This window comes from Propionicicella superfundia DSM 22317, from assembly GCF_000423465.1.
Lineage (GTDB): Bacteria > Actinomycetota > Actinomycetes > Propionibacteriales > Propionibacteriaceae > Propionicicella > Propionicicella superfundia.
The window spans coordinates 25,367-48,235 of the sequence record NZ_KE384025.1 but is presented as its reverse complement, the minus strand read 5'-3'; the positions used below and the strand labels follow the sequence as shown (position 1 = coordinate 48,235).

Here is a 22,869-nt window from a genome sequence, read left to right as displayed (position 1 = left end):
GGCGTCGGGCCGCGGTAGCCCCGGGCTCCAACACTCGCCGCTACGAGCGGCCTCGCGCCGAGAGGCGCTCCCGGCCCGACGCCAACCTCACCCCGGCCAGGACGAGGCGGTTGGTCAGTTCTGCGATCATTCCGGCGTCCCAGCAGAGAACGTTGGTCACTTCCGGCCGCGGCCGGAAAGGGCGTCCGGCCCGGCGTTCCACGCGCCGGACCGGACGCTGGACTCGACACGTACGTTCGACACACCGCGCCGAGGTCTGTGGGGGTCGTGCGGCGTCGCCAGGACGCTCGCCGACGGGTCGCCTGCCCGCGGGGACACGGCCGGGCCCGGAAAGATCAGTGGGTGCCTGCGCGCGACCGCTCGGGGTGGGCGACCGCTGCAACGGACGGTGCCTGCACGGGAGGAACGAGGTGCGACATTGGGGCGGCTCCTTTCGGGCTGGTGCGGCCCGCGATCGGAAGACTGCGACGAGGCGATGCAGGTCTGACTCGGGTCATCCCTCACAGTGGCGCAACCGTGTCGGATTCTCACCGACTTCCGCACCGCTCGACGCCCGCCACTATAGCCCGGTCGGAGCGGGTCGAGGGAGCCTTCGCCGGGTGGCGTGGACCATCGGGCGACTGCCCGCGCGCGAGCGGGCGGAGTAACCTACCCGCATGCCCAAGATCGACGCGCCCACCGTCGCGGAGCATCGCGCCGCGCGACGAGAGGCGCTGCTGGAGGCCACCCGGCGCCTCCTCGCGGAGCCCGGGCGCAGCGAACCACCCAGCATCGGCGAGGTCGCCGAGCGGGTCGGCATGTCGCGTCCGGCCGTGTACTCCTATTTCGCCTCCCGCGACGATCTCATCGTGGCGGCGGTGCACGACGCGTTCCCCGGGTGGGTCGCGTACGTCGACGAGGCGATGAACGCCGTCGACGACCCGGCCGACCGGGTCCTCGAGTACGTCGACGCCAACCTGCGCCTGATCGCCCGCGGCGACCACGCGATCGTCCTCGGGCTCGTCGGCGCCGAGGGACGACGCCACAGCGGCCGGATGGCGCACGAGTCGATCCGCATCCCGCTCACCCGCGCCCTGACCGACCTCGGCGTCGAGAAGCCCGCACGGATGGCCGAGCTGATCCAGTCCCTGGCGTTCACCGGGGCGCGGATGCTCGATGCCGGAGCCCCCGCGCCCGAGGTGCGGCGCCTCGTCCGGGAACTGCTCGAGCCGTACGTTCGCCACGTCGGCGACGACCGTCCGCCGTCCGAGCCCGCGACCTGACCGTTCGGGCTGCTGCTCCGGCGGCAGGCCCGGACGGTCCCATCGCGGGCCGTGTCGCGCGAAGCCCGCCTTCGAGGACGCGGACCGTCCCGACGCGAGAAGGGGACACGGCCTTCGTCCCGTGTGCGCAGTCCAGCGACGCGGGGGATCCCGACGTCGTCCATGCCGATGATGTCGATCACGGCGACGCAGGCCCATCCGCCACCGCGTTCGGGGGCGAGGGGCTCCCAGGCGGCCCACAGCAGTTGATAACAGACTGATAGCGACCGGGGGACGAGCGGTGCCAGGTGGTCGGGATGGTGGTTAGGGTTGACCGCGGAGTACGACGACCGCCCCCGTTCACCGGCGCAGGAGAGGAGAGCCATGGTCACGCAATACCTGAATCTCCTGCGTGACTTCCTGGTGGGCCTGCTGGACAGGGGATGGACCCGCAGCCCGCGGCTCGCCCTCGGCCTGATCGTCGGCGGATGCCTGACCACCGTGTTCATCGGGCTCACAGGCCCGTCCACCGTCGTCCTCACCCTCGGACCGCGGCGCAGCCTGCTTCCGCCCTGGTACCTGCCGGTCGGCATGATCGCCTTGCCGGACTGGGTGCTGATGCCTGCGCTGTGGGCGGCCATCGTGGCCGGCGGCGTGGGACTGTGGATCGCGCTGCGGGCGATCCGCGCGGGGTGGCGTCCCCGGCACAGGCGGCTGTTCGCGCTGGCGGCCGGCCTCAACATCCTCACGGCCCTCGTCCCCCCGATGACCTCGGGGGACGTCCTCATGTACGCGGCGTACGGGCGCGTTCAGGTCCTCGGGGCCGATCCCTACACGGTGACGCCCGCCGAGATCTTCCGGCAGCAGTACGACGCGGTGCTGCGTTTCACCGAGCGCCCCTGGCAGGACACCCCGAGCGTCTACGGCCCGATCGCGTCGTTCGTGCAGTACGCCGCCAACGTCCTCGGCGGCGACAACATGCACGACATCGTGTTCTGGCTGCAGGCGTTCACGGTCGTGTCGTTCCTCGCTCTCGGCGCGATCACGGTCCGGCTGGCTCACGGCGAACCCGCGACGCAGGCGCGCGCCGTGTTCCTCACCGTCGGGAACCCGCTGCTGATCTGGGCGATCGTCGCCGGCGGGCACAACGAGTCCCTGGCGGTCGTGTTCGCCGTCGCGGGGCTCTATTTCCTGCGACGCAACCCGGTGCTCGCCGGGGTGGGCATCGGGCTCGCCGGATGCGTGAAGGTGACGCTGGTGTTCTACGGCATCGCGATGCTGTGGGCGTACCGGCGCAACCTCAAGCAGCTCGCGCTGCTCCTCGCGGGTGCGCTCGTGCCGTTCGCCATCTGTTACGGACTGCTGGCGCCCGAGGCGTTGTTCGCCGCCCTCCGGAACACGGGGTACGTGTCGTCGGGTTCGTGGGCGGCCTGGGTGCTCGGGTGGCTGTGGGCTCCGCTGGGCGGTGACGTGGCTCGCGTGGTCGTCACCGTGATGTCCGGCGTGCTGCTCGTGCTCGTGGCGATCGCGTTGTACCAGATCCTTCCCTGGACGGGTGTGGTCGGCATCGACCCCCTGGCCGACCCTCGCCGGGACCCGCTGACCGTCGCTGTCCGGAGCGCCCTCGTCCTCTCGGCGGCCTGGTTGCTGACGGCCCCGTACACGCTGCCGTGGTACGACCTCATCGTCTGGGTCCCGCTGGCGATCATGGCCCCCTCGGCGCTCGTGGGGGTGTTCATCTGGAGGGGCGCGGCGCTGTCGGTCGCGTACGTCGCGAGCCGGTCGGTGGACGTCGACACGGGGGTCCTGTCCGTCGCGAACTACCTCCGGGACGCGGTGAGCCCGACCATCCAGATGTGGATCCTCGCGTTCCTCGGTCTGTGGTGGCTGATCGAGCGTCCCGACCGGCTGCGCAGGCGGCGGACGCAGGAGCGGATCGAACGGGTGCGCGGCCCGAAGACGCCGGTGTCGTAGCCGTTTGGGTGGTGCTGTGGTCCGGGCCTGTGGTCCGGTCTGGTTCGGTCCTGTGGTCCGGATCTGTGGTCCGGTCTGGTTCGGTCCTGTGGTTCGGTCCTGTGGTCCGGGGGGCGGTGCCGTTCGCAACCACCCGCCTCGCAAGCTCGGCGGGGGCCAGTCCCGTCCACGCTCACGGCACCGATCCCCGGACCACAGGACCTCGGGTGCGGCTGAGTGGGGGCCAGTCCCGTCCACGCTCATGGCACCGTTCCCCGGACCACAGGACCTCGGGTGCGGCTGAGTGGGGGCCAGTCCCGTCCACGCTCACCGTTCCCCGGACCACAGGACCTCGGGAGCGGTCCTCCGGGGCACGGTGCGCCCGATCCCAGGGGCTCACGGTCGGGCGTAGCTACGCTCCGGCCGCGAAGCTACTGGGGGACCGGTAGCATCGCGGCCTTGGCGTAGCGTCGTGGCCCGGAGCGTAGCTACGCCGGGACCGCCTCGGGCTGACGACCTCCCGCCGCCGCTCTAGGGTGGCCCGTATGGCGAGCGCACACAGGCGTCCGGGGTGGTTTCGCGATCCCGAGGACGCCGGTCGGTTCCGGTGGTGGAGCGGCACCGGCTGGACCGCTGCGCTGAGCGATTCCGCGGACGCACCCGCACCCCCGCCGGGCCTGCCCGAGGTGCCGCCCGGGCGGAACGTCCCCTGGCTCGCGGTGTCCGTCCTCGCCGTCGCGCTGGCCGTGTTCGCCGGGCTGACGATCGTCGGTCTCGCGGTCGGCCCGGCATCCCGCGGCGACACGGTGGCCACCCCCGTGACAGGGACGCCGTCGACGGTGCCGCCGATCGGCGCGGCGTCCGCCGAGGTGGACGAGGCCGCGCACCTTGTCACCGTGCTCGGCGGACGTCTCACCATGCCCGTGCCCGGATCGCCGTGGAGGCTGGACCGCGGTCTCTGCTCCGACATCGAGGGACTCTTCGCCTCGGCCTGCCTGTACGCGGACACCGCGTTCACCCGGACCGGCTCGGGATCGAGCACCACCGTGCCGCCCGTCCTGGCGGCCGGCGTCCTGCAGCCGTCGTGGGTGGGGGCGATGCCGGTCGCCGACGCCGCGGAACGATTGGCGGAGACCTGGAGCGAACGGGCCCACTCGGCGGTCGGCGGGACCTACACGCCGACGGGTGTGGAACGCGTGGCGGCGACGGGTTCGAGAGCGGCGTACGAGGCGACCGCGACGGTCGCGTTCGATCTCGACGGCACGCGCCACACGCGCCGGCTCGCCGCTCGCGTCGTGGAGGTGTACCCGGGGGCGCTGGCCGCGGTGGTGCTGCTCACCGACGACCTGATGAGCGACTCCTCGCGCGACGCGGCGGCGACCGCCGTCGCGGGCGTCGCGGACGCCTGACCCGGGACGCCGAACGCTCCCGAACTGCCGGAAAACGACCCGAATCCGGCGGTTTGGGAGCGTTCGGCGCGGGTCGGGGGCCTATGGGCCGGCGGCCAGTTCCCGGCTGCGGTCGCGCGCGGCCTCGATGGCGGACGGCGCTAGGCTTGCCGGCGTGCTCGGATACTTCGGACCGCAGGGAACGTTCACCCATCAGGCGCTGATCTCGATCGCTCCGGATGCCGAGGCGCAGGCGTTCCCGTCCGTCATGCTCGCACTGGATGCCGTCCGCTCGGGCGAGACGGAGGCCTCCCTCGTGCCGATCGAGAACTCGGTCGAGGGCGGCGTCACCGCCACGCTGGACAACCTGGCGATGGGCGCGCCGCTGACGATCGTCCGCGAGGTGCTGCTGCCGGTGCAGTTCAGCCTGGCGGTGCGAGCCGGGACGAAGACCAAGGACGTCCGCAGGGTCCTCACCCATCCGCACGCGGCCGCGCAGTGCCGCACCTGGGTGACCCGTCACCTGCCGCACGCCAGCGTGACCGAGGGCGGGTCGACCGCGGCGGCCGCGGCCGAGGTCGCCGACCCCGACTCGCAGTACGACGCCGCGATCTGCGCGAGGATCGCCGCCGAGCTGTACGGGCTCACGGTCGCGGTGGACCGGATCGCCGACAACGCGAAGGCCGTGACCCGATTCGTCCTCGTCGGCCCGGCGGGCGCCCCCCCGGCACGGACAGGACACGACAAGACCACGGTCGTCGCCTACATGTACAAGGACCGCCCCGGCGCCCTGCTGGAGATCCTGGAGCAGTTCGCCGGACGCGGCGTGAACCTGTGCCGCATCGAGTCCCGCCCGACGAAGGCGGCGCTCGGGGACTACTGCTTCTCGATCGACGTCGACGGCCACGTCGCCGACCCGCGGATCCGCGAGGCGCTGAAGGGGCTCCACCGGGTGTGCAAGAAGGTCGTGTACCTGGGGTCGTACGAACGGGCCGACGGTGTGGTCCCGTCCGCGACGCGTGGCTTCACCGACGAGGACTTCTACGACGCCGACCTGTGGCTGGAGAACATCGACCCGACCGCGTCCACGCGCAGCGAGGAGGCCTGAGGCCGTCAGGGGACCTTGACGGTCAGCGCGGCAGGGACGACCTCCGCCACGACCCGCGAGCAGGTCCCGACCGTGTCCCCGTCGAGCTGGTACTCGACCGGACCGCCCTCGATCTCGATCGTCACCCGTTGACCGCTGGCGCGCGCCAGTTCCGCAGGGTCGTCGGCGCCCGAGATCACGCGTCCGGCGATCCGCGCCCAGTCGGCGACGCGCTGCGGCGAGGCGATGACGACGTCGAGGACGCCGTCGTCCGGCAACGCGTCCGGCAGCAACTGGATCTGTCCCATGACGCTGCCGACGTTGCCGACGAGGACCATCGACGCCGTGGTGGACACCTCTTCGCTCCCGTCCATCGCGATCCGGCACGAGAACGGGCGGGTCGTGAGGACCTGAGGCGCCGCCAGGACGTACGCGGCGGGGCCGACGAGGCGCTTCAGCTCGGCGTTGGTGGCGTTCATGAGCGCTGCGTCGATGCCCATCCCGCCCATCACCGCGAAGTGCTCGGGCGGGCGCTCGTCGGCGGTGAGGCGGACGAGGTCCATACGGCGCGTGGTCGGGCCGAACGCGACGCGGGCGGCGTCCTGCACGTCGAGGGGAATGGCCAGGTTGCGGGCCAGCAGGTTGCCGGTTCCCAGGGGGAGGATGCCGAGGGCGACGTCCCTGCCGGCGAGCGCCGAGCTCACTTCGCGCACCGTCCCGTCGCCCCCGGCGGCGACGACCAGCCCCGGCCGGCTGCGCAGCGCCTCGGAGACGAGTTCGGCGGTGCCCTCGTCGGTGGATGTCTCGACCCAGGCGACCCGCCACCCGGCGTGGTCGGCCTCGTAGGTGACGTACCGACGGAAGGTGGCCCAGTCCTCGACCTTGGCGGGGTTGACGACGACGACGCAGCGGCCGCGTGACGAGGGCCGGCGGCGGGGCAGGAACTCCGGACGCAGATCGCTCACGGTGACGATGCCGATCGCGACCGTCGCGCCGAGCAGGAAGCCGCCGACGAGGTCGCTGACACGGCCCGCGTGCACGAGGGACTGCGCGGCCGTGACGATCAGGAGGGCGCCGTAGCCGCCGAGCGCGACCCAGCGCCGGACCCGCCGCGGCTGCCGCGTGACGGCGACCGCGACGACGGCCATGATCAGCAGTGTGGTCGCGGCGGTGAGGTGGCCCGAGGGGTAGGAGTACCCGGTGCTCGTGATGAGGGGCAGGGCGCCGGGCGGTCGCGGCCGGGCCACGATGTAGGCGACGGCGAGGTGCAGGGCCCAGCTCAGAGCCCCGGCGACGAGGGTCGTGATCGCCAGGCGGCTCAGCCGGCGCCGATACGCCCACAGGGCGAGCAGGACGAGACCCAGATACGAGACACCGGGCCAGGTGACCAGGCTGACCGCCGCCGCGATCTGGCCGACGGCGGATGCAGGCGTGAGCGGGGGGAGGCGACAGGCGGCGTCCAGATCCGCCCACGCCCCGCGGCCGAGAAGGATCGTCCAGGCGCAGAAGGCGACCAGGGCGGCCGTCGCGGGCAAGGCGCGCTTCCAGCTCACGGTCCCTCTCCTCTGCGCAGGCGTGGCCCCACTATGCCACCCGGGCCGAGGGAGCCGACGGGGTAGGCTGACGGCCGTGATCGATCCGAAGCTCCTCCGCACCGACCCCGACCGTCTGCGCCGCGCCCAGCAGGCGCGCGGCGAGTCCGTCGAGCTGGTCGACGACCTGATCGCCGCCGACGAGGCCCGCCGGGCCGCCGTCACCTCCTTCGAGACCCTCCGTGCCGGGCAGAAGGATCTCGGCAAGCAGGTGTCCCGGGCCTCGGGTGACGAGAAGCAGGAGCTGCTGGGCCGGACCAAGCGGCTCGCAGCAGAGGTCAAGGAGGCCGAGGCCGCGGCGGCGGGCGCCGACGCGGCGTTCACCGAGCTGATGCTGACCCTGCCGAACCCGGTGTTCGACGACGTCCCGCGCGGAGGCGAGGACGACTTCACGGTCGTCGAGACGATCGGCAGCCCGCGCGACTTCGCCGCCGAGGGGTTCACCCCCCGCGACCACCTCGAACTCGGGCAGCTCCTCGGCGCGATCGACATGGAACGGGGCGCCAAGGTCTCCGGTTCTCGGTTCTACTTCCTGACCGGTCAGGGCGCGCTCCTGGAGTTCGCACTCATCAACCATGCGATCCGCGTGGCCACCGAATGGGGATTCACACCGGTGATCCCGCCGGCGCTGGTGAAGCCGTCGGCGATGGAGGGCACGGGCTTCCTCGGGCAGGCCGCGCAGGACGTGTACCACCTGCCCGCCGACGACCTGTACCTCGTCGGGACGTCCGAGGTCGCGCTCGCCGCGATGCACAGCGCAGAGATCCTCGACGCCGACACCCTGCCGCGTCACTACGTCGGCTACAGCCCCTGCTACCGCCGTGAGGCGGGTTCCTACGGCAAGGACACCCGCGGCATCTTCCGTGTCCACTGGTTCGACAAGGTCGAGATGTTCGTCTACTGCGACTCGGCCGACGCCGAAGCCGAGCATCAGCGGCTGCTGGAGTTCGAGAAGACCTTCATCTCCTCGCTCGGGCTTCCGTTCCAGGTGCTGGAGGTCGCGGCAGGCGACCTCGGTCTGAGCGCCGCCCGCAAGTACGACTGCTACGGATGGATTCCGACACAGGGCCGGTACCGCGAGATCACGTCCACCTCGAACTGCACGGAGTTCCAGGCGCGCCGCCTGAACATCCGCGCCCGGTATGCCGAGGGTGTGCGCCCGGTGTCGACGCTCAACGGGACGTTGTGCGCGATGACCCGCACGATCATCATGATCCTGGAGAACCATCAGCAGGCCGACGGGTCGGTGACGGTGCCCGAGGTGCTCCGTCCCTATCTCGGGACGGACGTCCTGCGTCCCGTCTGAACCGCACTCCTGTCCGAAAGGCCCCGTATGTCGTGGAGACCACGCCTCGTCGCGCTCGACATCGACGGCACCATCGTCGACCACTCCGGTGCGTTGCCCGCCGAGGTGAGCGAGTCCGTCGCCCGCGTCGTCGCCGCCGACGTCCCGGTCGTGCTCGCGACCGGACGCAGTTGGCACGCCACGCGTCCGCTCGTCGAGGCTCTCTCCCTGCCCCGCGGCCCGGCGATCTCGTCCAACGGCGCCGTGCAGGTCACCTTCCCGCCGGTGGAGTACGGCCGGCTGAAGACGTTCGACGCCCGGCCGGTCATCACGAAGGTCGTCAAGAACCACCCCGACGCGCTGGTCGCGGTGGAGGTGCTCGGCAGCGGCTACCGGGTGAACTCGCCGTTCCCCGACGGGGACCTCGACGGGACGATCGAGGTCGTCCCCGTCGGCGAGCTGGCCCACCAGCCGGTCACGCGCATCATCGTGCGCGATCCGAACTCGTCCGACGACGACTTCATCGCCTTCGCCCGCAAGCTGGGGCTGCACGGGCTGAGCTACTTCATCGGTTGGAGCGCGTGGCTCGACATCGCCCCCCGGGGCGTCGACAAGTCCGTGGCCCTGGCCGAGGTGGCGGCCGACCTCGGCGTCGACCGCGCCGACGTGCTTGCCATCGGGGACGGCCGCAACGACATCGAGATGCTGCGCTGGGCCGGGCGGGGCGTGGCGCTCGGACAGGCGCCGCCCGAGGTACGCGACGTCGCCGATGCGGTCACGGCGCCCTTCGACGAGGGCGGAACGCCGTTGGAACTGGATCGCTGGTTCGGCTGATTCCGCCTGCCCGCGGAGGGGGGCACCCGGTGTGTCCGTCACTTTGCCTCGGCGTCCCCCTGCGTCGCCGCGCCGGCCGTACAATGACGCGCGGCTGCGCGATCTGCGAAGGAGTCTGTGATGTCCGATCTGCCGGGTGACGGCCTGCGGCTGCGGACGACGCTCCCCGGCCGGAGCACCCGGTGCGGGTCGACCCGATGACGAGCCCGGCGAATGCGGTGACGGCGACGCCGCCGGGCACCTCGAGTCTCGATCCGCGGGTCAGCGGCGTGCTGCGCTGGCTGCCCGCGGTGCTGGCCGCGGTCGCGGTGGTCCTGCTGGCACGGGCGCAGCAGGTGCCGGTCACGACGTCGGCCTGGTACGGACTCGTGTTCGCATGGTCGGTCGTCGTCCCCGGGATGCTCGTGTTCCGCCTGCTCCGCGGGCGTCCGAGCACGCTGCTGGCCGACGTCGTGCTGGGTGGTGCGACGGGGCTCATTCTGAACCTGCTCGCGTGGGCGCTGTTCACCGCCGTGGGCCTGCAGTCGTGGCTGGCGGCCTGGCCGCTGCTCGTCGTCGTCCCGTGCGCGGCGGTGCCCCGCCTGCGGCCGGCGTGGACGCTCACGCGGTACGAACGGCGGCTCAACCCGGCGACGTCCCTCGTGCTCGCCGTGGCGGCCGTGTGGTCGGCGCGCGGGTCCATGGGCGTCGCGGCCGCGTCCCCGGTCCCGCCCGCGGCGGGACGGTGGTTCCAGGATCTGTACTGGCACCTCGCGCTGGTGGCGGAGCTGAAGAGATCGGTTCTGCCCACCGACCCGCAGGTCGTGGGGGAGCCGTTGTCCTACCACTGGTTCGCCGATGCGCACATCGCGGCCATGACGTGGTCGACCGGGCTCGACACGCCGCTCGTCCTCACGCGCCTGTGGGCCGTCCCGATCGTGGTGCTCACGGTGCTGGGGTTGGCGGTGGTCGGCCAGCACCTCACGGGCCGGGCCTGGCCCGGGGCGCTGGCGAGCGTGATGGCTGTCGTCGCGATCCGCATCCAGGCGACGTGGTACGGGTACACCGGCGCGTCGGCGTTCGTGGCGTTCTCGCCGTCGCAGGACTTCTCGGGTCCGTTCCTGCTCCTTGCCCTGGTCCCGCTCATCGACATCCTGCGCGGGCGGAGGGTGAACCGGGGCTCGTGGGTGCTGCTCGCGCTCGCACTGCTCAGTGTCGCGGGGGCGAAGGCGTCGGTGCTGCCGGTCCTCGTCTGCGGGCTGGCGCTGGCCGCGTTCGTCGCCCTCGTCGCCAACCGCGCTCTCGTGCGCGGGTCGCTCGCGGCGCTGGCGCTGACGGTGGCCGCGCTGGCCGTGACGTGGCCGCTGGTGGCCGGCGGCGGGGGCGGGTCGAGCATTCAACTGTTCTCGACGGTGCGGGCACTGCCGCCGTGGAAGACCTTCGCCGGATCGCCGCTGTCGCTGGGCATCCTGCCGCCCGGGATGGGCCGGCCCGGAGCGTGGACCCTGCTGGCCGTGGTGATGATCGGCTGGGCCGTGTCCTACGGCTGGGCGCTGCTGGGCCTGCCCGCCCTGAGCCGCCGCGACCTGTCGGGCTGGGCGCTGCTCGGCACGGGCGTGGGCGGTCTCGCCGCCATGCTGCTGATCAATCAGGACGGGCTGTCCCAGGTGTACTTCATGGCCAGCGCGCTGCTGTGCTGGTACCTGTTCGCGGCCTGGGGGTTCTCGGTGCTGGTGCGCCGGGCCGCGGCGACGGCGCCGTGGCCGGCGGTCTCTCTGGTCGTCGCCGGGCTCGCCGCGGGGGGCGTGGCCGGGATGTGGGGCCGGTCGCTCGTGGCACCGATCTCCGATCCGGCCGATCTCAGCGCCGGAATCGCCCTCGCCCTGCTGCCGTGGAGCGTGGGTCTGCTGAGCCTGCTGATCGTCCTGGTCGTCCTGCGCCGGCGCCCGGTTCCGCGGCTGTTCGTCGGTCTCGTCGGCTGCGCGGTCCTGCTCGGCGCCGGGCTCGCCGCCCGTCTCGGACCGCGTCCCACGATGGTGGCGACGGTCGTCGCTGCCGTGGTGTTCGTCGGGGCGGTGATCCTGGCCGTCGTGACGCGGGGCGGCCGCCCGCCGTCGCCGCGGCGGTTCTTCTCGGCGCTGGTCGCGGCGAGCAGCCTCGTCGCGGGGGTGCTCGGTGTCGTCGCGCCGGTGGCTCCGGCCCAGGGTCTGCCGCGCGACGACGTGTCCGTGGTGACCCAGGACGAGGCGAGTGCCGCTGTGTGGCTGCGCGGGCATTCGGACCCCCGGGACGTCGTGGCCACCAACGTCCACTGCCTGGAGAAGGTCACGACCGAGGACTGCGACGCCCGCGGGTTCTGGGTGTCGGCGCTCGCGGAGCGACGGGTCCATATCGGCGGGTGGGCCTACACCGGCGAGGCCCGGCAGCGGCACGGCGTCAACGGGCTCGCCTACAAGCGGCAGCCCTTCCACGACCCGGCGCGCTTCGCGCAGAACGATGCGGTGTTCACGAGCCCGACGGCCGACGGCATCGAGCGGCTGCGTGCGGCCGGGGTGCGGTTCCTGTACGCCGACGAGCTCGCCGGGCCGGTGTCGCCCCGGCTGGCCGACCTGGCCGACCTCGTCCACACGGAAGGACCCGTGAGCATCTATGAGCTCTGACGACAGCGGTGTGACGGGCGGCCCGCCGGCGCAGGCCGCCGACACCGGAGCGGAGCCGCAGGGGATCCTCCGACGACTCCTCGTCCGGCACGCGGAGAAGCTGCGTTTCGGGCTCGTCGGCGTCGCCAACACGGCGCTGGACTTCGCGCTGCTGTTCGTCTTCGTGGCGCTCGGGGTGAACCAGTACGTCGCGAACTATCTGTCGACATCCCTGTCGATCGTCTTCAGCTTCGTGATGAACCGCCGGTTCACCTTCCGCTCCGAAGGGAGCAAACGGCGCGAGATCGTGCCGTTCATCCTGGTGACGCTCACCGGGTTGTGGGTGCTCCAGCCGGTGCTGATCTGGCTCGTGACGACAGGGCTGCGGCCGATGGTGCCGCAGGACTACATCGTGTTGTTCGCCGGGAAGCTCGTCGCCACCGTCGGGTCGCTCACCTGGAACTATCTGCTGTACTCGCGCGTGGTGTTTACCCGGCGGCCGAAGGCCGACGCGGACGGGGCCGGCGAGCCTCCGGCCGAGTAGCGGCGCGGGGTCGTTCTGTGCGCTGACTGTGCCCGGGATGTCCTAGAGTGACCCCCATGGGCACTGGCCTCATCTCCTACGTCTTCCCGATCTACAACGAGTCCGGGAACATCGCGCTCCTCCATCAGACCATGTCGGAGGTGGTGAAGCCGCTCGCCTACGACGTCGAGTTCGTCTTCGTCAACGACGGCAGCCGCGACGACTCGCTGGAGCTTCTCATCGAGCTCACCCGCTCCGACCCGCGGTGCCGGGTCATCGACCTGTCCCGGAACTTCGGGCACCAGCTCGCGGTCACGGCCGGGGTCGATGCGGCCCGTGGCGACGCGATCATCATCATGGACTCCGACATGCAGGATCCTCCCGAGGTGAGCCTCGAGCTCATCGCGAAATGGGAGGAGGGATACGACGTGGCCTATGCACAGCGTCGCTCCCGCCAGGACACGGCGTTCAAGAAGCTCACGGCGGATCTGTTCTACCGCACCCTCAATGCGCTGTCCGAGATCGAGATCCCGCGCAACACGGGCGACTTCCGGCTCATCAGCCGCCGGGCGGCCGACCAGTTGGCGCAGTACCGCGAGCATGACCGGTTCCTGCGCGGCATGATCAGCCACGCCGGGTACAAGCAGATCGCCGTCCCGTTCGATCGGCATGCCCGCCATGCGGGGGAGACCGGCTACCCGCTGCGGAAGATGCTGCGCTTCGCCGCCGACGGGATCATGGGGTTCAGCAGCAAGCCGCTGCAGCTCATCACGCGCGTGGGCTACGTGTTCTCGGTCCTTGCGCTGCTCGGCATCCTGTACGTGCTGTTCGTGCGGATCTTCTTCCCGGAGGTCGCCGTCGCCGGGTGGGCGTTCACGGTGATCGTGATCCTGCTGGTCGGGGGCCTGCAGTTGGTGATGATGGGGATCATCGGTTCGTACGTGGGGCGGATCTACACCGAGGTGAAGAACCGCCCGCTGTACGGCGTCCAGGAGACCTACGGCTTCTCCGCGGGCCCCGGCGTGGCCGGCGTGCCCACGGCGGTCGAGGTGACGGCGTCCCCGGGGACCGACGAGTCGGAGGGCGCGGCGACGACGGCGTGAGCCGGGGTCACGCGAGGTACGGGCGCCGGTCGTCCGGGTCGGTGACGATGGCGCGGTAGGCGGTGAGGACCTCCGCCATCTCGGGCAGCGGCTCGGGGGCGGCCCTCTCGGCGACGGCCGCGGCCATCCTGGCCTGGCGCATGTGGCGTTTCACGGTCGACAGGGAGCAGCCCAGTCGCACGGCGATCGTCTCGAGCGAGGCTTCGGGGTTGGCGTTGTGGAGCCGGAGGACCTCGTCGTGATCGACCTGGCGGCGCCCGGCGGCGACACCGGCCATGGAGCCGAAGTTCTCGTACGCGACCCGGATGCCCAGCCGGACACGGATCTCGGCCCGCTGCTTGGCGGTCGCTCCGCCCGCGTATCCCGCGACGTCGAACCGGACGACCGCGTCGTAGAGGCATTGCGCCATCACCGGGCACTGGGTGCAGAGGTGCTGGGCCTTCCGAGTCATCATCAGCGACCTGCGCCGCATCTCGACGGGGGCGCTCGCGGGGGCGGGATCCTCGACCAGGCGGTGCTGGAACAGGGCGGCGAACTCGACGCAGGGGGTGCGGCTGCCGATGGGGCTCATGGCGGTCATGTCGATGCTTTCGGCTCGGCGGTCTGGACTCGTCTTCCGACGTCCCGAGGTATCCGTGTCGTTCCCTCGAAAACGGAGCGCTCTAAGCATCGCATGTCTTGTATATAAGGGGAACTCGATGGCTGGGCCGGACTACCCGACTCTGAGTGAGGTGAGATACCTAGCCCAGATGAGTACGCATACTCAGGTACGCGCCGACATCCCGGACCCGGCGAGCGCGGCCGCGACGTCGCAGGCCGGGTCCGGCGCCGCCGGAACCCGCCCCGCGGGCCCGGTGGGCACCGCTGCGGACGGCCGCTGCCGGCAGCGGGTAGCCTTGTCGCCCGAGGTCTGTGAGGGAGCCGCATGGTCACGTCGTTCAACCCCGAGCCCAACTTCCTGCAGCGGATGGCCGACGGCACCGTGAAGCAGGTGAACCCGTTCACGGGCACCGAGGTCTGGACGATCCCCGGCCGCAGCCACCGCCCCCTGGGCGTCGCGCCCCACGCCCCGGCGCCGCTCTCGGCCGGGCAGGCGACGTCCTGGTGCGCGTTCTGCCCCGACCGGTACCTCGAGACGCCGCCCGAGAAGGCTCGCGTCGTCCGCCGCCCCGACGGCGCATGGGAGACGCTCAGCCGGACCACCGTCGAGCAGCTCTCCGAGACCGTGGCCGAGTTCCGGCGGATCCCGAACCTCTTCGAGATCCTCTCCTACGACTATTGGCACGCCAACTACGGGTTCGAGCTCCCCGAGCACATCGCCGGGCGCAAGGCCGCGTATCTGTCCAGCGACGCCGGCAGGACGCACGTCCTCGCCGTCGTCGCGAACAAGCTGCGCGCCGCCGGACGCACCGACGCCGAGATCGAGGCGATGCCGGTCGACGAACGACTCAGGTACGCATCGGGCTTCTTCGGCGGCGGGCACGACCTCGTCGTCGCCCGGCGGCACTTCGTCGACGGGGCCACCGACGACTCCCAGCTCGCATCGTCGGGCACGCTGTCGGTCGACGAGCACCGGCAGTTCATCTCCTTCACCGTCAGCGCCGTGAAGAGCCTGTTCAACGTCAACCGCTACGCCCGGTACGCCGCCGTGTTCCAGAACTGGCTCAAGCCCGCCGGTGCCTCGTTCGACCACCTGCACAAACAACTCGTGGCGATCGACGAGCGCGGCGTGCAGAACGAGCTCGCGCTGCAGCGGCTGCGGGCCAACCCCAACATCTTCAACGAGCTCGCCGTCAACTTCGCGAGCTACCAGAACCTGGTCATCGCCGAGAACGACCACGCCATCGCGTTCGCCGGCTTCGGCCACAGGTACCCGACGATCGAGATCTGGAGCAAGAGCGAGCACTCCGACGTCTGGGAGCACGAACCCGAGGAGATCGCGGGCATGAGCGACCTCATCCACGCCATGCACGCCGCGACCGGTGTGGACGTCCCCAGCAACGAGGAGTGGCACTACCGCCCGGTCGACACCGATCTCGCGATGCCGTGGCGGGTCCTGCTGAAGTGGCGCATCTCCACGCTGGCGGGATTCGAGGGGGCGACCAAGGTGTACCTCAACACCATGGACCCCTACGCCATCCGCGACCGGGTCGTGCCCCGGCTGTTCGCCCTGCGCGACGAGGGGCGCATCGCGCACCTGCGGATCGCCACCGAGGCGGAGTGCCGGCCCAACCCGCTGCGGTACAACACGGGGACGCGGTGAGCTCGCAGAGGCACCGGCCCGCGGGAAAGGAGTGAACGTGACCACCATCGACGAGGTCGTCGCCGCGAACGCCGCCTATGCCGACCACGCCATGGACTTCGTCGGGACGGCCGCACCCTCCCGGCAGCTCGCGGTCGTGACCTGCATGGACGCCCGCATCGACCCGTACAACACCCTCGGGCTGCGGGCGGGCGAGGCGCACGTCATCCGCAACGCGGGCGGCATCGTCACCGACGACGTCCTGCGCTCCCTGGCCGTGAGCCAGCGGAAGCTGGGGACGGTGCACGTGATGCTCGTCATGCACACCGACTGCGGCATGGGGTCGTTCGAGGGCGATGCCTTCCGGCACGACGTCGAGGTCGAGACGGGCCTGCGGCCCCAGTGGGCCGTCGAGACCTTCCACGACGTGGACGCCGAGGTCCGGCAGGGCATGGCACGCATCCGTGCCGAGAGCGCCGTGCGGCACCTGGACGACCTGCGCGGCTTCGTCTTCGACGTCGTGAGCCGCCGGCTGCGGGAGATCCTCCCCGCCTGAGCGCGCGGGCGTGACGGCCACGAGGACCATCCGGCCCGGTGGGCCGAGACCGGCCGCGACGCCGTCCATGCACGCCGCGGCCTACCCGCCAGGGCGGAACGCCGATCCCATGTGGCCCTCGGCCAGCGGCAGTTCTCCCCGCTTGACGGCCGCGACCATCGTCGCGTGGTCCGCCTCGGTCTGGTCGGCGTAGGCGCGGGCGAAGGCGGCGAGCGCCTCGGCGGCCTCGTCGTCGGCCCCGAGGTACCCGGCGATCATCGATGCGCCGGACGTCCGGGCGTGTCCCTTTGCCAGCAGCAGGCCGACGACGCGTGCATAGTCGCTGAGCGCGCCCGCGTCCAGGCCGTCGAGCGGGACCGTCCCCTTCATGTTCCGGAACGTGCGCACGTAGTACTGGTTGCCGCCGAAGCCGGTCCAGCCGAGAAGCGGGTCCGACACCGTCTGCAGCGCCTGCTGGTACTCGACGACGCGCTGCCCCTGATGGGCGTGCCAGGCGTGCTCGCCGTGGACGTAGCGGGCCAGCACCGATCGCCGCGCCTGCTTGAGCTGAAGGAAGATGACGTCGTCGGGACTCGTCCCCTCGGCGAGCACGACGTAGGCCCGCAGCCCGACGCTGCCCACGCCCACCACCTTGTGCGCGACATCGACCAGCGTGTAGCCCGACAGGACGCGGCGCCACTGCGCAGGCAGCGTCATGAGGTAGTCGTCCAGTCCTTCGGCCAGGTCCTCGGCCTCGGCGTCGCCGAGCGGTTCGATGAGCGGAGGCTCGGCGACGATGCGCCGTCGGCCGTCCTCCTCCGTCGTGAACCGCGGCAGCGCCCGATCGCTCGTCCGCTTGCGCGCCGCCTTCGCCGCACGCCTGATCGCGTCCTGCAGAGTCCGGTCGTTCGCCTTCTTCGTGAGGTGGTCGACGTCCATCCGCTCGTACGACCGCGTCAGCAGCGGCAGATTCGCCAGGCGCGCGACCTCGTCGCGGTAGGCGGTCGCGCAACTCGTCACGGCGTCCGCGCACTGCTGCTCGGTGAGCCCGTTCTCGCGTCCGGCGACCCAGATGGATGCCGTCAGCCGCTTCACGTCCCACTCCCAGGCGCCGACGTGGGACTCGTCGAAGTCGTTGAGGTCGATCACCTGTGCGCCCTCGGGGGAGCGGTAGAACCCGAAGTTGCCCAGGTGGGCGTCACCGCACACGACCGGGGCGATGCCCGTGACCGGAAGCCGGGCGACGTCGTCGGCCATGACGACCGCCGAACCGCGCAGGAACCCGTACGGCGACGAGATCATCCGGGCCACGCGGATCCCGATCAGGCTCTCGACCCGCCCCTCGTGGGATCTCCCGACGAGGTCGACCACGCCCGTCCTGCCGGGGGTCACCTCCCACAGCGAGAGATTGGACAGCGGCCGCGTGGTGCGCAGGGTGCGGCCGATCGCGAACCGCTCGGCGCGCGTCGTCACCTGGGACCGCAGGCTCACCATGCTGCGGACGTTGTCGGTTCCGCCGAGGGGTGTCAGCACCCGTGCGAACTGCGTCATCGCTCCCCTTTCGCTTCAGCAGTGTACGAACCCCGCGCCGCGGAGGGAATCGTCGCGGTCGTACCGGCGGGGCCGTGCCCGGGGGCCGGGGAGGTCTGGGGTAGCGTCGTTGCGTCGTCTGCCCGTCCGCTCGCTGGAAGGTGCCCACGCATGCCCCGGCCAGATCGCGCCCCGGACCGGGAGGCCGCTCTCGACCGCCTCCGGGCGGCAGGGTGCGTCTTCGCCGAGGACGAGTGGGCCGAACTGCTGCGCGCCGCCGGCCCGGCCGGTGACCTGGCCGGTCTGCTCGATCGCCGCGTGGCGGGGGAGCCGCTCGAGCACGTCGTGGGGTCGGCCGTCTTCGGCGGACTGCGCCTCGCGGTCGTCCCGGGCACGTTCGTCCCGCGGGCACGGACGCTGTTGACGGCACGGCGTGCCCGGCGCCGGCTGCGGCCCGGTGACGCGCTGCTCGATCTCGGGTGCGGCGTGGGCACCATCGCGGCCTGGTGCGCGGCACGGGTCCCGCACGTGCGGGTGACGGCCGTCGACATCGATCCCCGGGCGGTCGCGTGCGCCCGCCGCAACCTGCCGCCCGATGCGCGCGTGGTGTGCGGGGACGCCGCCGACGTCCTCGGCGCCGAGCCGGGGACGTTCGGGGCCATCGCCGCGAACCTCCCGTACGTGCCGACGGCGCACCTGGCCCTGATGCCGCGCGACGCCCGCGACCACGAGCCCCTGCCCGCCCTGGACGGAGGCCGTGACGGATTGGACCCGCTGCGCCGCGTCGCCCCGTTGCTGGCTCCGCGGCTGGCGGCGCGGGGACGGTTTGTCACAGAGGTCTCCGTCGATCAGGCACCCCGCGCGGCCCGGATCCTGCAGGACGCGGGCCTGGCCCGCGTCCGGGTACGAACCGACGCCGGCCTCGACGCCACGGCCGTCGAGGGGCATGCACCCCGGTGACCCCCGCCCGGGGGACCGCGGCACCTTCGGCCCGGTTGTCGCCCGGCCTACCCTTGGTGGCGTGTGGAAGTACTACGAGCAGCCGGACGGACTGCGCCTGCCGTCGTCGTACGGGCTGACGCCGTCCGAGGAGGAGGCGCTGCGGACGCGCGGCTGGCAGTTGCTGCTGCGCGGGGAGGACGACGGCTACCTGCTCGGCGAGTACGCCACCGAGAGGATCGGCACGCCGCTCACCGACGACGAGGTCGATCAGCTCGCGGCCTTCCTGCGGGACGCGCGACGCGCGCAGCAGGCGCAGTGGGCACCCGGTGAGCCGGGCCCGACACCCCTGTCGCGGGCGTTCGCCGTGCTCGAACAGCACAACGTCCTGGCGCGGGAGAACTTCGCGTGCTGCCTGGACTGCGCTTCCGGGGAGATCGTCGGCGAGTTCGACGACTCCCGGACCTGGCTCGGCGCCGTGTACTACCACGGCGGCGACACCGCCGACATCATCGAGAACGGACACACCCACCTCGCGTACGGCGTGCGGCTGCCGGCGTTCTTCACCGCTCAGGACTGGAACGCCCTGTCCGGCGCGGAGCAGCAGGAGGCCTACGAGAAGCTCACCGTCTCGCTCGTGAAGCAGGTCGTCATCCCGATCCTGCTGGAGCACGGCATCGACGTGGACTGGACCGAGAGCATCGAGGACCGGCTTCGGCTGTCCAACGTGACATACCTGGCGCGGGTCTGAGACCGCGGCGCCGGAGGGGCGTCGGTCGGTCTCGTCGGCTCCGCGCAGCGGGTCGTCGCCGCATAAGCCCTTCTCAGCCGGATGCGGCCCGGGGCGGGACCGGATCGGCGGGTTACCGGGCGTCGTGATGACCCCATGGATCTCTAGGATCTGCGGAGGAATCCTCGTTACCGACCTGCTGCCTCCTTCTGTGTGGAGGCGGCCGGCCGGAGCGATTCAATACGCGTTTTGGAGGTGCCATGAGAGCTCGCCTGGGGGGGCTGATGCTCCTAGTTTCGCTTGTCACGTGGGCCGTCGCGTCCGTGGCGGCGACCCCCGTCGCTCATGCGGCGACGGTGGCTGTCGAGAATCTGCGGCTGTCGGTGACGGACACCGACGGGAACCCGATCACCGGTCAGCTCAGCCAGGACGACAGGCTGCGACTGCAAGCGACGTTCGATCTTCCCGATGACCTGGCGGCGGGGGACGTCTACGTCATCGAGTTCCCGGAGGTCCTCCAGGGCGTGTCCGCCTCGACGCCGATCCTGTCGCCCGACGGGGAGGAGATCGGCGTCTGCGCGGTGTCGGCGGCATCGGCCACCTGCACGCTCGGCGACTTCGTCACCGGCAGGGACGGCTTCAAGGACTTCTACTTCTGGCTCACCCTGGCCGCCTCGACGACGACCACCCAGGAACAGGTGCCGTTCACGATCGGTGGCGAGATCCGCTACGTCGACCTTCCGGGAACGGGCGGGATCGGGGTCACGGGCGACGGCGACGGGAGCCTTCCCGAGGGTGTGCAGAAGGACGGCTGGCAGTACTCGGCGGACACGTCGCAGGTCCAGTGGCGGATCATCGCCGACGTCACCGGCCGTTCCGACTTCGCGCTCACCGACACCTTCGGCAGCGGAATGACGTACACCGCGGACAGCGTGACCGCGTATGTGTGGAGCGGCACGGCCGACGAGTGGGCATCCGCCGGATCGTCCGGCGCCGGGTTCGAGCCGATCGAGGTGGAGGCGACTCCCTCCTCCGACGGCTCCGAGATCTCGATCTCGGGGAGCATCCCGAGCGGGTCGAACGTCCTGGTCCTGTCCTACCTGGCCGAGACGCCTCCCGGCGTGCAGGAGGGCGACGTCCTGACCAACTCGGTGACGGGAACCCTCGGTGAGGCCTCGGCCCGGATCACGTATTCCGTGATGGCCGGAGCCGGGGGGAACGGCGTCCTGACGCCCCCGCGGACGCCGGTGGTGCAGGACGAGCCGGTGCCGAGCGAGGCCGTGCCGACGCCGAGTGAGACTGTGCCGACGCCGAGTGAGACCGTGGCGACGCCGACCGTGACCGTGGCGACGCCGAGCGTGACCGTGGCCACGCCAACGCCCACCACGCCGGGTGACGTCCTGGCCGACACCGGTGCGCAGGGCGGCATCGCGGCGATCCTCGCGGCGTTGCTCCTCGTCGCCGGCACTGCGACGGTGGCGCTGCACCGCCGCCGCTGACGCGTCCTCCCGGGGTGCCGCCGCGACCTCGTTACACGTCGCGGCGGCACCCACGGGAGACGTCCAGGAATGTCCGTTTCGGCACCGGACGCCCCTTCTTCTGCGTACAGTGCACCCGATCTCGGACGAAGGGGCATGCGATGGCCTGGTGGAAACTGCACGGTGACGGCAAGCTCGCGCCGGGGGACGTCGTAGCTCCCCACGAGCGTCTCACCTGGGGAAAGACGGTCGGTCTCGGGGCGCAGCACGTCGTGGCCATGTTCGGCGCGACGTTCGTGTTCCCCCTCCTCATGGGGCTGAACCCGCAGCTCGCCGTCATGATGTCGGGCGTCGCGACACTGGTCTTCCTGCTGGTTGTGAACGGCCGTGTCCCGTCGTACCTGGGATCGTCGGCGTCCTTCGTGGGCGTCGCCACGGCGATCTACGGCGCCGGCGGCAACCCGGCCGAGCTCAGCGGCGCGCTGCTGTGCGTCGGCGTCCTGCTGTTCATGGTGGGCCTCATCATCCACTTCGCGGGGGCCGGCGTCATCCACAAGACGCTGCCGCCCGTCGTGACGGGCGCGGTCGTCATGCTCATCGGCTTCAACCTCGCTCCCGTCGTGGCCGGCACCTACTGGCCGCAGGACCAGTGGATCGCCCTCATCGTCATGGTGATCGTGGTCGTCCTCAGCGTCGGGGCGCGCGGATTCGTCAGCCGTATCGCGATCTTCCTGTCGCTGATCATCGGGTATGTGCTGAGTTGGCTCGCCGATCTGGTCTTCGGACAGATCACGTCCTATTCGGCATCGGCCGGGGAGGTCACGACGCATTGGCGGGTCGACTGGACGAACGTCGCCGCGGCCGACTGGATCGGCCTGCCGCCGCTGACCGACCTGTCCACCTGGAAGTTCGGCGCCGACACGAACATCGTGGGCATCCATGCGCCGGTGTTCAACCTGGGCTTCATCATCATCGCGCTGCCGGTCGTCATCGCGCTCATCGCCGAGAACACCGGCCACGTCAAGGCTGTCGCCGAGATGACGGGGGCGAATCTCGACAAGTACATGGGTCGCGCGATCGCGGCCGACGGCGTCGGGTCGGTCCTCGCCACAGCCGTGGGCGCGGGCCCGACCACGACGTACGCCGAGAACATCGGGGTCATGGCCGCGACGCGCGTGTATTCGAGCGCGGCGTACGTGGTGGCCGCGATCGTGGCGATCCTGTTCGGCTTCTCGCCGAAGTTCGGGGCCGTCGTCTCCGCGACCCCCGGCGGGGTGCTGGGCGGCATCACCGTCGTCCTCTACGGCATGATCGGCCTGCTCGGAGCGAAGATCTGGAAGGAGAACAAGGTCGACTTCGGCAACCCGCTGAATCTCGTCCCCGCCTCCGCCGGCATCATCATCGGCGTCGGCGACGTGTCGCTGCAGATCACGCCGGGCTTCACCTTGTCGGGCATCGCGCTGGGCACGATCGTCACGGTGGCCGTGTACCACCTGGCGCGCTGGCTCGCTCCGAGCCATCTCAAAGCCGACGAGGCCGGGGGGACGGTCCTCATCGTCGACCGTCCCGGCATCTACACCGACAGCCCCGAGGACCAGGACCCGCCGCCCGGGACCTGACCCGGTCCTTGAGCCAACCCTGGGTCCTTGAGCCTGTCGAAAGGTCCTTGAGCTCACCCCGTGGTGGTCCTTGAGCCTGTCGAAAGGTCCCTGAGCGTAACCCCCTGGTGGTCCTTGAGCTTGTCGAAAGGACGCTGGTTCGGAGGCGGTGGTTTCGGCAGGCTCAACCACC

The 22,869-nt window shown here is 71.2% G+C and carries 18 protein-coding genes; 15 read left to right on the top strand and 3 right to left on the bottom strand.

Annotated elements, in window-relative coordinates:
• The first annotated feature begins 656 nt into the window (after positions 1-656).
• The 4 genes from G555_RS0116810 (at position 657) to pheA (ending at position 5,690) form a co-directional block, all read left to right on the top strand.
• Positions 657-1,262 (top strand): TetR/AcrR family transcriptional regulator, encoded by a 606-nt coding sequence (locus tag G555_RS0116810; protein ID WP_028709745.1) that lies wholly within the window; start codon positions 657-659, stop codon positions 1,260-1,262.
• A gap of 363 nt (positions 1,263-1,625) precedes the next feature.
• Positions 1,626-3,215, top strand: coding sequence for an MptA/MptB family glycosyltransferase (locus tag G555_RS20905; RefSeq protein WP_051209560.1), 1,590 nt, complete (start codon positions 1,626-1,628; stop codon positions 3,213-3,215).
• A gap of 524 nt (positions 3,216-3,739) precedes the next feature.
• Positions 3,740-4,603 carry a DUF2510 domain-containing protein gene (locus G555_RS0116800; protein ID WP_028709744.1) on the top strand — a complete coding sequence of 288 codons (864 nt, stop codon included), beginning with the start codon at positions 3,740-3,742 and terminating at the stop codon, positions 4,601-4,603.
• Between the two features lie 154 nt (positions 4,604-4,757).
• Positions 4,758-5,690 (top strand): prephenate dehydratase, encoded by a 933-nt coding sequence (gene pheA / locus G555_RS20900; RefSeq protein ID WP_051209558.1) that lies wholly within the window; start codon positions 4,758-4,760, stop codon positions 5,688-5,690.
• 5 nt (positions 5,691-5,695) lie between these two features.
• Here the strand turns inward: pheA and G555_RS0116790 are convergent, their stop codons facing one another.
• Complete coding sequence (locus G555_RS0116790; protein WP_028709743.1) at positions 5,696-7,222, bottom strand: bifunctional phosphatase PAP2/diacylglycerol kinase family protein; 1,527 nt, start codon at positions 7,220-7,222, stop codon at positions 5,696-5,698.
• Between the two features lie 76 nt (positions 7,223-7,298).
• Between G555_RS0116790 and serS the strand changes: the two genes are divergently transcribed.
• From serS to G555_RS20895, 5 genes are all read left to right on the top strand, one after another.
• Positions 7,299-8,567 carry a serine--tRNA ligase gene (gene serS, locus G555_RS0116785; protein ID WP_028709742.1) on the top strand — a complete coding sequence of 423 codons (1,269 nt, stop codon included), beginning with the start codon at positions 7,299-7,301 and terminating at the stop codon, positions 8,565-8,567.
• A 27-nt stretch (positions 8,568-8,594) separates the two neighbouring features.
• Positions 8,595-9,380 carry an HAD family hydrolase gene (locus G555_RS0116780; RefSeq protein ID WP_028709741.1) on the top strand — a complete coding sequence of 262 codons (786 nt, stop codon included), beginning with the start codon at positions 8,595-8,597 and terminating at the stop codon, positions 9,378-9,380.
• Positions 9,381-9,577: 197 nt separating this feature from the next.
• Positions 9,578-12,019, top strand: coding sequence for a hypothetical protein (locus G555_RS0116775; RefSeq protein ID WP_156887643.1), 2,442 nt, complete (start codon positions 9,578-9,580; stop codon positions 12,017-12,019).
• Positions 12,009-12,542 carry a GtrA family protein gene (locus tag G555_RS0116770; protein ID WP_051209556.1) on the top strand — a complete coding sequence of 178 codons (534 nt, stop codon included), beginning with the start codon at positions 12,009-12,011 and terminating at the stop codon, positions 12,540-12,542. Before G555_RS0116775 ends, G555_RS0116770 begins: the two co-directional genes overlap by 11 nt.
• 56 nt (positions 12,543-12,598) lie before the next feature.
• Positions 12,599-13,624 (top strand): glycosyltransferase family 2 protein, encoded by a 1,026-nt coding sequence (locus G555_RS20895; protein ID WP_156887642.1) that lies wholly within the window; start codon positions 12,599-12,601, stop codon positions 13,622-13,624.
• A gap of 7 nt (positions 13,625-13,631) precedes the next feature.
• Here G555_RS20895 and G555_RS20890 read toward each other — a convergent pair whose 3' ends face one another.
• Entirely contained in the window at positions 13,632-14,204 is a 573-nt protein-coding gene (locus G555_RS20890; protein WP_051209554.1) for a WhiB family transcriptional regulator, read from the bottom strand.
• 345 nt (positions 14,205-14,549) lie between these two features.
• Here G555_RS20890 and G555_RS0116755 point away from each other — a divergent pair, with 345 nt between their 5' ends.
• Positions 14,550-15,887 (top strand): DUF4921 family protein, encoded by a 1,338-nt coding sequence (locus G555_RS0116755; protein ID WP_028709738.1) that lies wholly within the window; start codon positions 14,550-14,552, stop codon positions 15,885-15,887.
• A 37-nt stretch (positions 15,888-15,924) separates the two neighbouring features.
• The gene (locus tag G555_RS0116750) at positions 15,925-16,422 is read left to right on the top strand and encodes a beta-class carbonic anhydrase (RefSeq protein ID WP_028709737.1); all 498 of its coding nucleotides are present in this window, start codon (positions 15,925-15,927) and stop codon (positions 16,420-16,422) included.
• Positions 16,423-16,503: 81 nt separating this feature from the next.
• On the opposite strand, the gene G555_RS20885 is transcribed toward G555_RS0116750, so the two are convergent.
• On the bottom strand, positions 16,504-17,952 hold the full coding sequence (locus G555_RS20885) for a DUF2252 domain-containing protein (RefSeq protein ID WP_051209552.1): 1,449 nt from the start codon (positions 17,950-17,952) through the stop codon (positions 16,504-16,506).
• A gap of 150 nt (positions 17,953-18,102) precedes the next feature.
• Between G555_RS20885 and G555_RS20880 the strand changes: the two genes are divergently transcribed.
• The 4 genes from G555_RS20880 to G555_RS0116725 all read left to right on the top strand — a co-directional run bounded on the left by G555_RS20880 (position 18,103) and on the right by G555_RS0116725 (position 22,697).
• Entirely contained in the window at positions 18,103-18,891 is a 789-nt protein-coding gene (locus tag G555_RS20880; RefSeq protein ID WP_036923648.1) for a methyltransferase domain-containing protein, read from the top strand.
• A 61-nt stretch (positions 18,892-18,952) separates the two neighbouring features.
• On the top strand, positions 18,953-19,621 hold the full coding sequence (locus G555_RS21580; RefSeq protein WP_051209550.1) for a DUF6891 domain-containing protein: 669 nt from the start codon (positions 18,953-18,955) through the stop codon (positions 19,619-19,621).
• A 239-nt stretch (positions 19,622-19,860) separates the two neighbouring features.
• A complete protein-coding gene (locus G555_RS0116730) occupies positions 19,861-21,099 on the top strand; it encodes a hypothetical protein (protein WP_156887641.1) in 1,239 nt (412 codons plus the stop codon).
• A gap of 140 nt (positions 21,100-21,239) precedes the next feature.
• Positions 21,240-22,697 (top strand): uracil-xanthine permease family protein, encoded by a 1,458-nt coding sequence (locus tag G555_RS0116725; protein ID WP_028709735.1) that lies wholly within the window; start codon positions 21,240-21,242, stop codon positions 22,695-22,697.
• The last annotated feature ends 172 nt before the right edge of the window (positions 22,698-22,869 follow it).